This is a genomic window from Fodinibius salicampi (assembly GCF_039545095.1).
GTDB lineage: Bacteria > Bacteroidota > Rhodothermia > Balneolales > Balneolaceae > Fodinibius > Fodinibius salicampi.
Genome location: NZ_BAABRS010000001.1, coordinates 1123882 through 1139618 on the forward strand (window position 1 = coordinate 1123882; position 15737 = coordinate 1139618).

Genomic DNA, 15737 nt, shown 5'->3' on the forward strand with positions numbered 1-15737 from the left:
TCTGATGCCAAGCTTCAATCAAAAATCACTTTTGCTCTTGATCCAATTCACGTTTTACGAATAGATCCAAGAATTCTACACGTACGGTCATCTCATCTTGACGATAAATTGAAATTCTTCTATTGCCATCTACTTTTACCCACGCCTTTTTATTGATCTCGGGAAGCTTAGTTTCTATAAACCCCTTTCCATATTTTTCCCTGTATAAATCAACTAATTCTACCATTAAACTATCGGAAGAAAGACCGGGATTCCAAGGTGCCCACGCCTTAAAAGAAATTTCGACTGGCATTCTGAAAATACGATCATCGTGAAAATCCGGATAAAAAACCATTTGAGCCGGAGAAGATAGCTCGTCCAGATCATGCTTCACCTGAACTCCACCTTCAACCACCTTTTTTTGATTTAATTCCCAGCTATGCTGAAAAAATTGCTCACTTTCCATTCCAAATTCATACCCCAGGAAAAGACTATCATGGCGAACTTCTTTCTCTAATTCTTTTTCAACTAACTGCTCATATTCTGATTTCTGCTCACATGAGATTAACATTAGCAAAGGAATGATTAAAAATATAAATTTTCCCCTTTTAAGATGATCAGTAATCATAATGTTTAGTAATATTTTACTCATATATGTAAGATTACTACTTCCAAATGTGTGTCTGAAATAACTGTAATAACTTAAGCTATTCTACATTCTGTATCTCCAAAAGTACAGGCTTATCATTACTGCGAGCAATAACGATATATTGACGCCCATTGGCTCCTTTTATATCCATGATTGCGCGAATTTCTCCGGTTATTTTCAGTCCGCTTTTATGAGAGGGAACTCCAACGAGTCCGTTCTCTTGTATAGTCAACACTGCCCCATAACTACTCCGGTATGGACCGGCAATAGGTTTAACCCCTTCCAAGTTTCCTCCCATTAGAAGTTCTGGCGTATCATCACCGTTTATATCCCCACTCCAGATCCCATACATCGGTGCTAACTGTGCCCGGAGTGGCAGTTTTTCAATCCGTGCTTGTTCAGGTTTATTCCATACCACTATACTGACCAGCTCGTTAGCTTCGGTTTTATAAGCCTCGGATCGCTCTTGGCTGGTTAATATATCCTGAATTGTTTCTCCGGCATAGCTGTCATAGTCCGGATAATTTTGCTCCAAGGAGGGCAGCCTTTTAAGAAGTTCATCTCGCAGTGCAACTGGATAATCATTTCCGTCCTTAACACGGCTCAATAACTGTGTGATCATACCATTCCCTTCAAAGTCTCCTACCCACATACGCACCGGTTGTTCGGTACTAGCCCGGAAACGGGAATTAAGACCATGATTTCCTATAATAAGTTCCGACCGGCCATCTTCATTTAAATCTGCTGCATGTACGGTATTCCACCAACCCTTAAGTTCTGATAATCCCAACTGCTCAGTTATTTCCTCAAATCCGGATTCTATTTTTCTAAATATTCGTGGAGACATCCATTCTCCCACTACCACCAAATCGTTTCGGCCATCACTATCCCAGTCGGTCCAAACTGCATCAGTAACCATCCCCAACTCTCCAAGTTCGGGAATCCACTCTTCACTTCTGTCCTCAAAGCCCCCCTGGCCGTCATTAATTAATAGGAAACCCCGGGCCGGCCGACCAACAGCAAATAAATTCAAACGTTCCCCAACAAACAGGTCAGGATATCCATCCTCATTAACATCTTCCATGGATACTGTTGAACTGCTCACAAAACTTTTTTGGCTGGGCAACAGCTGCTCTGATAGTACAAATCCTCCCTGACCATCTCCCCAATAAAGCCGATCTAATAAGTCCGAAGAACCAGATGAATAGGAATTCCCACCACTGGTCACATATAAATCGAGATGCCCGTTACCATTGGCATCAAACATTACACAGTCCGTATCTTCTGAATTTGCGTCCTGTTCAAAAGCGGGTTGGGAGCGTCTAACAAAGCCTTGCTCTGTCTGCTGGATAAATAACTGCCCGGCCTGACTGCGTCCGCCTCCCAGATAGAAATCTTCGAAACCATCTCCATTAACATCCCCGCTACATAGAGCCGGACCTTCTGTGGAACGCATGTGTACCAATAATTGCTCGCGATCAAAGTCTGAATAGCTATTTTCCTGGTGGCTCCAGTCAATAGTCCGATCACCCGTTACTTTATCAAGCCAAGGTGTTCCTTCCAGGAAAGGTTCTCCGGGTAAATGAGCCGGAACCTTATATACTGTGTCTTGCCCCCGTTTATTGGCTTCAGATTGGACCAGCTTCAATTCTGCCGGTACCTCTATATTCTCCCTATAGCTGACACTGCCGTCCGGCCAGCGCAAGCGCAGTGAATCGATTTTCGAAACTGTACCTAATCCAACATGCAGTTTCGGATCAACACTCGACTGAAAACCTCGATGTAGCATCTGCTCCCGATACCAATGCTTACCGTCAGTCCATACATCCAGTTGAGCCCCAACAGCCTGAGTATTAGGAGCCTTACCATTCAAATCAACTGTTAAAAAACTTCGATTGGGATAGTGCTGTACTGCCTGATTTCGATATACCCGGGCCGGACCATTGACCTCATTAACGATCAAATCCAGAGTTCCATCTCCGTCTAAATCTGCCCATGCAGCCCCACTTGAAAAGCCAGGAGAATCCAAACCCCATTGTTCGCTTAGATCATCAAAGGATAGCCCTCCCATTCCTGCAAAAGCCTTATTCGCAACCGATTCAGAAGGAATTTTTGACATGAGTTTCATAATGGCGTTTCCGGGAGATGACTGTATCATATCCCGTATCCTTCTTGGATTTGACGCATATTCCAGATAATCCTGATCCAGAAGATCTTTATAAATTCCATTTGTAACATAAATATCATTGTGCCCATTATTATCATAATCCCCTATCAAAGTCGCCCAGCTCCAATCTGTTGCTTCTACCCCCGCAAGCCGGCTGGCTTCTGTAAAAGTGCCGTCTCCATTATTGACCTGCAGCGTATTACGGGTAACTTGATGATGAAATCCCTTTTCTACTCCTTCACTATACTCGTCATATGTCTGATACGTCATTTTTGACTTTTGGCGGCGTTCTGTAAAGGGAAGCATATCAGCCACATAGATATCCGGCCAGCCATCACCAGTCAGGTCTGCTATATCTGATCCCATAGAACTGAAACTGATACTCTCCATCTGCTCGGGAAGTACCTCCCGAAAAGTCCCATCCTGATTATTGATGTAAAGATAATCTCGCTCAAAAAAGTCATTGGCCACGTATATATCCGGCCAGCCATCTTTATTTAAATCGCCAACAGAAGCGCTCAGTCCAAAACCTATTTCACTGCTGTATATGCCGGCTTTTTCGGTGACATCCTCAAAATAATTATCGTTATTTTGGAATAATTTACTTCCTCCATCAGGATCTGGAACTTGGCGTCTTGCTCCCGTTACACTTTCATATTCCCCAAAAACATCGAATGAATTATTTAGCAAATACATATCCAGATCGCCGTCCCCATCATAATCAAAAAAAACGGCGTGTGTAGATAGTCCTACTTCATCCAACCCATATTCTTCAGCCTTTTCTGTAAAGGTAAGATTCCCGTTATTAATAAAAAGCTCATTGTGGCGGTTCTCGCCTTCAGGGGAACCTGATTTTGTTATATAAATATCTAATAATCCATCGCTATTTATGTCTACAAAGCTGACTCCGGTTGTCCATACTCCTTCTGAATAAACACCTGCCTTTTTAGTTATATCCTTAAACTCTAAGTTACCTTTATTAAGATAAAGTTTATTAGGAACCATATTCCCGGCAAAGAACAGATCCGGCAGGCCGTCACCATTGATATCACCTGCTCCAACACCCCCTCCGTTATAAAAATTACGAAAAGTGTACATGTTTAATTCTTCGGTAGGAGATAAGCTGTTTTCAAAATGAATGCCTGTTTCCGATGAAGAAAGCTTCTTGAACAATGTCTCATCTATAGGCTCAGAAGTAGTACATTGAATAGCACAACAGGCAATGGCAGGTACAATAAGAAATTTCAAAAAAAATCGCATCCAGTTAAAAGGAGGTTTCATTAAAAAAGCGACTACCGTAAATACTTATCATGTTAATTTAATATTAATACCTATAACAGATTATCCTATAAATAATTTTCCAACTCTTTCTCAGGTGAGAAGAAATTTATCCTTTCAATAATGGTGCTTTTAAAGCACTAGAACTTAAAAAAAAGAAGCATCCCAAAATAATTTAGGATGCTTCCAATTGCGTTACGTTTTGTTGAAGTATTTAATAGCCAGGGTTTTGAACCAGATTTGGATTAGCCTCCAATTGGTTTTGTGGAATGGGAAATACATTCCGATAGGGATCGGAAGAATCTTTCTCCCACCAAGGATCATTGAACTGTGTTTCCTCAGTATCTCCCTCGAAACGGACCAAGTCCTGTCGACGAACAACTTCATAGAACATTTCCCGGCCGCGTTCAGCAAGGAGCTTATCCGCATCAAGAGAACTAAACGGATCTACATTTGCCCGTTCCCGAACTTGATTTACCAGCATAAGGGCTGTCGGATCATTTGGATTCATTCGCCATAATGCTTCCGCTTTCATTAAGAGTACGTCAGAATAACGATATATTACCATATCGTTATTCATATTTGAACCCGAAAGACCAACCTCCATCTCATACTTGGCAATCCGGGCTCCAGCCTGGCGCCAACTATCAGGGGCCAATTCATTAATATACGGCGTATGTGTGATAGGTGGTCCATTGGGATCGCTAGGAAGTACTCCATCATCTTCGATTTGATTACCTTCCTGATCAAGCAAGGGACCAACCAGAAAGTTATCCAACCGTTCATCGAGAGTTCCAGTAACCGTAGAGCCTTCCGGATCGAGTCCAACGACGTCACCCTGAGGACCCGGATTTTGCTCTGAATCTATATAGGATCCATAAAAATCCGTTACCGTTTGGAAACCATTCCAAGGCTGTGTCCCAAAGTCAAAAGCGGGCTGACTTAATATGTGATTTGTCATCACATGGAGATTAAACCCCTGAAGAAATACCTCATCAAAAGGAATGGTAAATATATGTTCCGGTGAACCCGTATTATCTACGGTAAAGTTATCAGCATAATTAGCCATCAGGTTATAATTACCTGAATCTATAATGGCATTGGTATGGGTCACTACTTCATCCCAGTGTGACTCTCCCGTATATACCTCTGCATTAAGATAAAGCTTGGCTAAGGTCATGTGCACAACCCACTTGTTAACTCGTCCGATGGTTCCACTCACATCTGTATCCACTAGTTCCAAAACATCGAGTAGTTCTGATTCGACAAATTCGAATACCGCCTGTCGACCTTCCTGAAAATTATCACTCGGCTGGGCCGTTTCTGCTGGATCTTGCTCAAAGCTGGTAACAATAGGAACGTTGCCAAAGTTATCCAGCAACTGATAGTAGTAGAATGCTCTGAGCGCTCTTAGTTCAGCGATAAAGGCATTGGCATCTTCTTCGCTTACATTCCCAGACTCGATGACTCTTTGGAATTGAAAGATTAATCTATTTGCATTAGCCACACCACTGAAAAACTCATTCCAGGTGTTGTTTATAATATCGTCGGAAGGTCGAAATGTGTGCCGGTGAAGACGGATCCAGATTCCTCCGTCCTCCCAGTCCGCCCCTTTCTGCGCAACAACTATTTCATCACTGGTCACCTCATTTACCGCGGTAACAGCAAAGTTTCCACCATAACTTGTAAGTGGGCTATAAGCATCACCTAATGCCGAAATAAACTCTTCATCCGTTTGGAAAAAGTTATCAGCCGTTACCTCGTTGTTTACATTCTCCGTCAGGTCAGTACAAGAGGTCATCACTACAAATGACATTAACAGACCCAATATAAAAACACTTTTGAAATCTTTGGTTATTTGTATATCCATGATATTCTACCTATAAATTATTTTAAAAATCGATATTTATCCCGAACGTAAATGATCGTGCCGTATACCACTGGTCGCGACGCTCTATACCAATCGCAAGTGGATTACCGTTGTCCTCCCATCTCACAGAAGGATCAATGCCTTGGTAACCCGTAAAAGTCGCGAGGTTCCTCCCCGAGAGTGACAATCGCAACCTTTTTATAAGGCTTTGTTCGGATAAAGGCACATTATATCCAAGAGAAACATTCTGAATGCGCAGATAGGATGCATCTTCAACATGATAACTGGAATAAGCCGGATCTGATTCCAACTCGGTTATATCAAATGCAGTAGTCGTTACATTATAAGTGCTTATATTTGTTGGATTTTCAAAAAATACACGAGCACTGTTAACCAGATCATGTCCATATACTCCTCGCAGAAATACACTGAAGTCCCAGTTTTTATAATTCACTGAATTGGTCCATCCCACCTCAAAGTCGGGGACTCCGTTACCAATTACTGCTTCATCCTCCCGGGCAATTTCATCACTGGTAATTAATTCTCCGTCGGCATTAAGAAATCTCCATATGCCGTCTTCACCAATTTCGGCGAATCTGGGCCCCCATATTTGTCCAAGTGGTTCTCCTTCTTTTACCCGAACCATTTGAGTATTATTTTGACCGGGTGAACCAACGTTTGCCATATAACGAGGCACATCAGATTCAAACTGCTTCAATGTAATATCAAAAGTGCTGAAGGTGGCTCCGGTATTCCATGCATAATTTGAATTCCGAATGACATCATAATCCAAACTAGCTTCTATACCCTTACTTTCAATTTCTCCCACATTTAAAAATGAGGTTGGAAACAGGTTAGGAGGTACTGGCACTTCAATTTCCAGAATCAGATCGTCTGTATTCTTTTGGTAATATTCTATAGTACCAGAGAGTCGTTCATTCAGCAATCCAAAGTCTACACCAATATTATATTCACTGGTTTCTTCCCACTTTAAGTTGGGATTAGGATTGCTAACCGGACCAAAACTTTGTACAAAGCTTCCTCCTACAAAGAAGTTGCCGGTAGGACCAAATCGCAATTTGGAAATACCGTCAAAGGGCGCATCCTGCCCGGTGACTCCGTAACTACCGCGGAGTCTGAGGCGATCCAGAAAATCAACCTCAACAACATTCATGAGTTCAATCCCGGCTCCGGTAGACCAGAAAGTACCCCATTTGTTTTCAACACCAAATCGGGTAGATCCCTCGCGGCGAACCGTCCCATTCAGGAAGTAGGTGTCATCCCAGTTCAAATTAAGTCGGCCAAACCCAGCAATAAGTTTATTGTCATTTTTATAACTGCTGATATCTCCAAGACCATTATCAAAATCCTGGGCAAAACTAAGGTTATTAAAGCCTACAGCATCAGAAATAAAATCTCCTCCGCCTACGAATGTACCTTCACTTTCTGACTTTATATATGAATAACCAGCAAGTGCTTCAATATTCAAGTCATCCGAAGCTTGGGTCGTATAGTTTAAAGTCAAGTCAAACTGCTCTGAAGTATTTTTATTGGTCTCACGTTCTGCACGTCCCCGACCAAGCGAAGATATTGTCGCTCCCCCGGTAATTTTATTCTCTCTGGCGTAAAAAGTATTACGGGCACCATTATAAGTCTGCAGGGAATAAAATGCAGAAGCTGTTAATCCCGGCATGAGATCATCGAAACTATAATCGGCCTTTAAGGCGGCACTGATATCCCGGGTTTCACGGACATTTTCAGCGGTTTCCAATATAGCTACCGGGTTATACACATCAAACGCAGCTATCTCGGTATAACCGCCGGTATTTTCAAAACCCTCACTTTTAACGGGCGCTGTGGGATTAAAGGTTACCGCATACTGGAATGCATTATTGAACCCTAAATCCTGATCCCGATTAGTAGCACTTAAATCAAATGTTAATGCAAGTTTATCATCCAAAGCTGAATGATTCAGATTCAAGCGACCGCTACGCTGTTGAAAACCAGTCGTTCGGAGCAATCCCTGATTATCTCTAAAATTACCCGACACCCGGTAAGAAGTGGTCTCATTCCCACCCTGAATAGAGAGGTTATGAATTTGGGTGTAATTATCTTGGGTAATTTCCTCAAACCAATCCGTACTGGCACCTAAATCACTTACTGCAATATCTGTGATCTCTCCCAATTCTCTAAACTGATCTGCACTCAATACATCTACTTTATTCTCCACAGTAGATGTAGAAACAGATCCATTATAACTAACAGAAGTTGTTCCGCTTTGTCCTTTTTTAGTAGTAATGGCTATAACACCAGCACCACCCCGGGTTCCATAAATAGCAGCAGCAGATGCATCCTTCATTACATCAATAGACTCAATATCATTGGGATCGATATTATCCATACTGGCCCCTATAATGCCATCTACAACGACCAAAGGTTCATTGTTTCCGAAACTCGAAACACCTCGGAGTCGTAAAGTAGGTGGTTCATTAGGGTTGGCTCCAGGGCTTGAAACCATCAAACCCGGTACCTTTCCTTCGATCAGCTCAGATGGGCTACTAACATCTCCCGAAATAAAATCATCGGAATTAACACTTGATATAGAACCTGTAACCTGCTGGCGGTCCTGTGTACCATACCCCACGACCACTACATCTTCAAGCGCCTGAACATCCGAACTCAACTCTACATTAATAGTTGATCGTCCGTTTACAGGTACCTCCTGTGTCACAAATCCCACAAAAGAAAATATCAGTGTGTCCTGTGGGGAAGGTACCGTCAAGGTATAGTTCCCATCGCCATCGGTAGAAGTTCCCCGCGAGGCCATCCCTTTTACTACGATGTTTACCCCGGGGATGGTCTCGCCAGTCTCCACTTCGGTTACTTGTCCCGAAACTTCAACTTCATTTTGCGTGTCTTGTGCGTGCGTAGTGCTAATAAATGCACTTACTATAATGAATAAGGCTGCTACCCCAATTGAGAACATAAATCGCGAACTCATTTTGATATATCGCAACCAGTTATTCGCATAAAGGCCATTACTAAACAGCCTGTGAATGCTTCGTATCCCATTCTTAGTCATAATTTCCCCTAATTTTTATCTTTATAATTATCAATAGCATTAAATTGAATGGACACCATCCGTATATTTAAATGCTATTTCCCTAAGTGATTCCTTAATGGAGTTTACTCTATATTAGACTACTCAATTATTTAATCTTTTTTACAAAGAGTCAATTTTTTTTAAAAGTATTGAAAATATTTTTCTATAGTTTACTCTGATAATTAAAATTAATGTGTGTTTTTTGTACAACATACAGGAACTTAAATCACTTTAAAGTACGACGGCAATCCTAAACACCATTCCATAGTTATTTTCCTGATAATAATTGGACAGCATGAAGTTCCAAATATTCTAATAAAAATCAGATCTACCTTTGGATTAGTGGCAAATTATTATTTAGTATTGTCCGGCAATTTTTTCAAATTTCAGAAATTGTTAACGCTACCAATAATTATCCTTATCTAAAATTCAATAAACCTAATGAATTTCTTTCGAATAAATGAGATATGTGACAACCCGCTGAAATTAATCAGAAAGTATTCTATTTCTAAAACCTTTCTACTGGCTTTACTACTACTGTTTACGGCCTGTAGCAGTGAAGAACAACCAACACCTGAGGTGATTACCCTTGAAGATACTACAGCAGCCGAGGAAGCGAATGAAGTCCGTAATGAAGTATCTGCAGAATTAGCTGAGGACTTAAACTTAAGTCTATGGGCTTCCGAACAATTGTTGGGAGACCCGATCGGTTTGGATATTACAGATAATGGGGAAGCCTTGATTAATGTTACTAACCGCAGTACCAGCTCGGAATTTGACATACGGGGTCACCGGGACTGGATGATCGAATCCATCAGCTGGGAAACCGTTGAAGACCGAAAGAATTTTTTGCATGAGACCCTGTCTCCGGAGAATAGCGAAAAAACTGCAGATTTTCTGGAAGATTATAATGAAGACGGATCCCATGACTGGAGGGACCTGACGGTCGAAAAAGAGGAAATTTATCGTATAAGTGACCAGTCGGGAGATGGCATTGCAGATCGATCTGAGCTCTACCTGAGAGATTTCCACAGCGAAGAAACAGATGTTGCGGGTTCTGTATATGAAGATGGAGAAGATGTATATGTAGCAGTCGCGCCGGATATGTGGCGAACACAGGATAAGAATGGAGACGGTATTGCAGATTCTAAGACTTCCATCAGCAGCGGCTATGCGGTACATATCGGATTTAGCGGCCATGGCATGTCGGGCATTACGAAAGGACCGGATGGCCGTATATACTGGTCTATCGGCGATATCGGACTGAATGTAGAAGGTCCGGATGGTAAACAATGGGAATATCCGAACCAGGGTGCGATCCTCCGTTCCGATCCTGATGGAAGCAATTTTGAAGTTTATGCGGCGGGCGTTCGCAATACCCATGAATTCACTTTTGACAAATACGGAAACCTCATTTCTGTTGACAATGACGGAGATCACGCCGGTGAACACGAACGATTAGTATATTTAATCAATGGATCGGACAGTGGCTGGCGGGCCAACTGGCAATATGGTAAATATGTGGATCCAAAAAATAATGATTACAAAGTCTGGATGGATGAAAATTATTTCAAGCCCCGCTTTGAAGGTCAGGCCGCTCATATTTTACCTCCTATTGCCCCCTATCACAGTGGACCCGCGGGCATGACTTATAATCCCGGCACCGGACTCAGTGAACAGTGGAAAGATCATTTCTTTGTGGCAGAGTTTGTAGGCTCACCTTCAGGTTCGGCTATTCACGCTTTTAGCCTGGAACCCAAAGGCGCTTCCTTCGAGCTAAAGACCAACCAACCAATCATGGAAGGAGTTCTCGCCACCGGACTTGATTTCGGTCCCGAAGGGAGTCTTTATTTTGCTGATTGGATTGAAGGCTGGGGTACCAAAGATAAAGGACGTATTTGGAAAATTGATTCTGAAGATAAATCAGCTGCAGAAATCCAGCAGCAAACCAAGCAGCTTCTTGCCGAAAACTTTGGAGAACGTCCTGAAGAAGAACTTTTAGAGCTTATGGGGCATGCGGATATGCGCGTGCGAATGAAAGCCCAGTTTGAACTGGTTGACCGCTCTTCAAAACAGTCCTTCATCGACGCGATAAATCAAACAGAGAATCAACTGGCAAGACTACATGGTATTTGGGGCATTGGTCAGCTGGCCCGTGACAATCCTGAGGAAGCAGAAGTCCTGATCGACTACTTATCCGACAGCGATCCAGAGGTACGTGCCCAAGCTGCCAAAACCATTGGTGATGTGCGCTATGAGGATGGTGGCGATGCTCTGCTGTCTCTTTTAGAAGACGAATCCATGCGTGTGCAGCTCTTAACGACCGAAGCTTTGGGACGAATAGCCTATGAGCCGGCCTTCTCACCTATTGTTGATATGCTGGAGGCCCATAATGATGAAGATGTGTATTTACGTCACGCCGGTGCTATTGCGATGGAACGCATTGGCAACACGGAGGCCGTGGCTAAACTCGCAGATCATTCTTCCGAGGCTGTACGTATTGCTGCGGTTGTAGCACTCAAACGAATGGAGTCACCGGAAGTGGCCCGATTTCTTTCCGATGAAAGTGAATTTGTGGTTACCAATGCGGCCCGTGCAATTAATGATGACGCACTACTCAAGGATGCCCTTCCTGAACTGGCTGCTGTGCTAGACCAACAGCAATTCACCAATACGCCGTTATTGCGTAGGGCTATCAATGCCAGCCTCTTTAACGGTACAGCAGAAGATGCCGACCGGCTGGCTTCCTTCGCCACCCGTGAAGGAGTCTCCGATTCACTGCGTTCAGAAGCAATAGCTACATTATCTGTCTGGCCCGACCCCTCTACCCTGGATCGCGTAACGGGACGCCATCGCGGAGAAATTTCTAACAACCGTCAGGATGCTGTGGATGCAATAAGCGGTATCATAGAACCTCTTTTTGAGGGGAACAATGAAATTGTGAAAGTAGCTGTGGTTGAGGCCGTCAGCAGTTTGAATATGCAGTCCGAAATCTCAAGATTATATACCTTGCTTCAAAACGATCCTTCTGCTGAGGTTAAAATTGCTTCTATTGAGGCACTTTCTGAATTAAACTTCGATAAAATTGCCGAAGCCGTTGACTTTGCTTTGTCAACTGATCAGGAAGAAGTTCGTATGACGGCTCTTGGTATCATTCCGGAATTAGATATTCAGGATCAGGAAAAAGCCAATTTATTAGCATCGGTTCTGGAGGGCAACACCACAGATGAAGAACAACAAAGTGCCCTTAAAGCATTGGGAACCATACAAACCGAATCCGCATATACGGTACTTGAAAATCAATTCGACAAACTCCTTGCAGATAACATCTCCCCGGCAATACAATTGGAATTGGTTCAGGCAGCTGAGAATTCTGACTCTGAAGAGCTGCAATCGCTTCTTGAACAATACGAAGAAGCCAAGCCAGAAGATAATCCCATTGCGGAATACCAAGAAGCGCTTTATGGCGGTGATTCAGGAAGTGGCGCCCGTATCTTTTATCGCAACAATGCGGCGCAATGTGTGCGCTGCCATGCAGTGGGAGGCAATGGCGGTTCAGTGGGACCCGACCTTGCCAATATCGGAAATACACTCAATCGTGAACAGTTATTAGAATCAATGGTAGCCCCCGATGCTCGTATCGCTCCCGGATATGGGTCTGTTGAAGTTACGTTGGAAAATGGGGAAACCATTAGCGGAGTGCTTAAGGAGGAATCCGATGCCCAAATAAACTTGCAATCAGCGGATGGGGAGACTCATCAGGTTTCAAAAGATCAAATAACTAACCGAGAGAATTCTCCCTCTGCCATGTTCTCCATGGAGGAGATCTTATCCAAGAATGAGCTGCGTGATTTAGTTGAATATCTCAGTCAGCTGCAAGAAACAAATACCGAAGAGGAAGAGCAGGGACATGGTCAGTAGGAATTGTATAAAAAGCTAGAACAAACACTATTATACTAAAGGGCAGCGTTTGAAACGCTGCCCTTTTTTTATACCTATCACCCAACTTATCCCTCAAACAAATTCACCAAGATGTGCTTTACTACTCAAACAAGTGATTCCACAAAATATCATGAACCTGAACGGCTGAAATTGATTCCTCCGGAATGAGGTCAGCAGATTGTGAGGCTATAAGTGGATTCTTATTTTCATCTTCTTCAACCCGCCCGTGCGATCCTCTAACTCCTTCACCGTTGGTGGGAATCAAGTCCATTACATATCGGAAACCGAGCTTTTTGCGGAGCAACTTCCCGGCCGCTTTCAGCTTTGGGAAACGTATATCGGGGTCAAAGAGCATTTCCGCGGGATCGTATCCCGGTTTGTCGTGAATAGAAACCGTAGGGGCAAAATCCGGTGCTTTATTTTCATCCAGCCAGTAATAGTACGTAAACCAAGCCCCCGGTTCTGCAATGGCGACCAGTTCTCCTGACCGCGGGTGGTCTATGCCCATCTCCTTTTGACCTTCATTCCCAAGAATACGCTCCACTCCGGGAATATTTTCTAAAAGCTCTTTTATATTTTCAGTTTCAGAGGATTTTTCTACGTATATATGGGCTACCTGGTGATCCGCAACCGCAAAGGCCTGACTGGCTCCGGCATCAAAAACCTCCCCACCCAACTCTTCACGAACGGTAATATATCCCTCCTTTCGGAGCACTCGGTTTAAGTGGACTGGCTTATCTACCGATGATATACCATACTCCGACAAAATAATAACCTTCCGTTCCTTTTCTTCATAAAATGAAACCAGGTCTTCACACAGCTCATCAACCTTCTGCATATCTTTTTTGATCACAGAATCATCAGGTCCCACCCGCTGAAGATTATAGTCCATATGTGGGATATAGACCAGGGAGAGCGTTGGATCATATTTTTGGGTGACAATTTTAGCCGCATTTGCAATCCATCGGCTTGACTTAATTGAGGTATTGGGTCCCCAAAAATTAAATAACGGGAATTGTCCCAGCTCCTGCTGCAGCTCATCTCGCAGCGACATCGGATTTGCATAGATATCCGGGACTTTTACTCCATCCTTGCAATACATAGGACGTTCAATAACCGTATAGTCTGCCCCGGAATAGGTAGCATACCGCCAAAAAAGATTGGCGCAGCTAAAAGAAGAATCTCTCTGTTTAGCCCGGTCCCAAATTTTTTCTCCCTGCATTAGCTTTCCGGACCGCATCCATAATCGTACTTCTGAGGTATCTCGGAAGTACCAGCCATTGGCAACAATACCGTGCCCCGAAGGCTTTTTCCCGGTTAAATAGGTTGCCTGCACTGAACAAGTAACAGCCGGAAGCATAGATTGTACGGACGCAACTTTTCCCTGTGAAAACCACTCTTTCAAAAAAGGAGTATGCTCTCCTATTAAATCAGGGGTCAATCCAACAATATTTAGAACCGCTGTTTTATTCATAACTTATATATTCTATGTGAAAATCATGTCTGTGAATGATTATCAGAAATGGGTCAGCGTCCATTTATATTCCCGTTCAATTGAATCCAAAAGGTTTGACTTAAGGTGGTCGGGGAGCACATCCCAGGTATAGGTCTCTATTTCAAAGTGCGTACAATCATTCCTTTCTCTCAAGATATTGAGACTTCCCGTGATTGCATCCTGGGTAGACTCCAACCCGTCAAATTGATCAATAAAAATGGGGACGTGATAGTGAATACGCCACTCGTCTCCATCTTCATTATAAATTACTGTAAGGGCCTCATCCAAATCACGGTACTGCAATAACGACTGATCCGGCCGGCGTTCGACCACTTGGTGTAAATACGTATCTTCAGCAAACGACTGTAACTTCCTGGCCACTTCCTGTCTTTGGTTTAAATTCTTGAAATGTACCTTCAGCGCTGCGCTGATCTGCACTTTTCCGATGCGTATTCCCGCTTCTTCAAAAGCATTTATAGTTTCCCGGGGATTTTCATATTCCACCGCGAAATGACAAGTATCATAACATACCCGGATATGCTGCCTAAGTATACGTTCCCCTTCTGTTGCTGGCATATTATATTGATCAGATAAATATTTAGCGCCTTCAGGGAACAACCAATTCGTAAAAAAATCTACTGTTTCCGCAGTATTTTCGATCAAACAGTCCGGTTCGGGTTCTATATCAATGTGCAGTTCTTTCCCAGCCTGCTCCTGTATATGCCCCATCGTTCTGGCACACTCGGCTAACCTTTTACTCGCTTGTTTGAATGCCTCATCCCTTTCCGACTGACGTTCAAGCCAAGGCTTATAGGAGATGGGAGAAGTTGAGATCCCGCCATCCATATCTTCGGGAATTAACTCCGCCAATATTTCAATTAAATTGAGCGTATAGTCTAACCGTGCTTGATTACGCCAGTCGGGTTCATAGACTTTATCCTTTACCACTTCCCCGTGAAAGTTGCCATAGGGAAAACCGTTCATGGTAAAAACGTAGCAATCATGCTGTTTAAGCCACTCCCTGAACTCATCCAGTTTCTCTTCTTCACGAAGTTCCCGCGCAGCCATAGCTGAAAGGCGCAAACCTATCCCAAAAGCTTTATCTTTGGCCAATCGCTCTTTGAGCGAGGGGATATTCACTTTAAGTTGGTTAAAAACTTCCTCCCAACTTTCGCCGGGGTGAATATTACTGCAGTATGTAAGGTGATATTCAGAATTTGAGCCAACTTTCATAATTCAGACTGGATTTTTGAC

The 15737-nt window shown here is 43.2% G+C and carries 7 protein-coding genes; 1 reads left to right on the forward strand and 6 read right to left on the reverse strand.

The genetic code is table 11. From position 1 onward, the window contains the following. Positions 1–25: 25 nt before the first annotated feature. From ABEB05_RS04680 to ABEB05_RS04695, 4 genes are all read right to left on the reverse strand, one after another. A complete protein-coding gene (locus ABEB05_RS04680) occupies positions 26–631 on the reverse strand; it encodes a hypothetical protein (RefSeq protein ID WP_265787959.1) in 606 nt (201 codons plus the stop codon). Positions 632–686: 55 nt separating this feature from the next. Next, entirely contained in the window at positions 687–4043 is a 3357-nt protein-coding gene (locus tag ABEB05_RS04685; protein ID WP_265787960.1) for a VCBS repeat-containing protein, read from the reverse strand. A gap of 244 nt (positions 4044–4287) precedes the next feature. Beyond that, complete coding sequence (locus ABEB05_RS04690; protein ID WP_265787962.1) at positions 4288–5943, reverse strand: RagB/SusD family nutrient uptake outer membrane protein; 1656 nt, start codon at positions 5941–5943, stop codon at positions 4288–4290. Between the two features lie 22 nt (positions 5944–5965). Then, entirely contained in the window at positions 5966–9025 is a 3060-nt protein-coding gene (locus ABEB05_RS04695; RefSeq protein WP_265787963.1) for a SusC/RagA family TonB-linked outer membrane protein, read from the reverse strand. A 462-nt stretch (positions 9026–9487) separates the two neighbouring features. Between ABEB05_RS04695 and ABEB05_RS04700 the strand changes: the two genes are divergently transcribed. Next, entirely contained in the window at positions 9488–12967 is a 3480-nt protein-coding gene (locus ABEB05_RS04700; protein ID WP_265787964.1) for a HEAT repeat domain-containing protein, read from the forward strand. Positions 12968–13088: 121 nt separating this feature from the next. On the opposite strand, the gene ABEB05_RS04705 is transcribed toward ABEB05_RS04700, so the two are convergent. Together ABEB05_RS04705 and eboE are read right to left on the reverse strand one after the other, a co-directional pair. Continuing rightward, the gene (locus ABEB05_RS04705; RefSeq protein ID WP_265787965.1) at positions 13089–14462 is read right to left on the reverse strand and encodes an alkaline phosphatase family protein; all 1374 of its coding nucleotides are present in this window, start codon (positions 14460–14462) and stop codon (positions 13089–13091) included. Between the two features lie 42 nt (positions 14463–14504). After that, positions 14505–15716, reverse strand: coding sequence for a metabolite traffic protein EboE (eboE, locus tag ABEB05_RS04710; RefSeq protein WP_265787966.1), 1212 nt, complete (start codon positions 15714–15716; stop codon positions 14505–14507). Between the last annotated feature and the right edge of the window lie 21 nt (positions 15717–15737).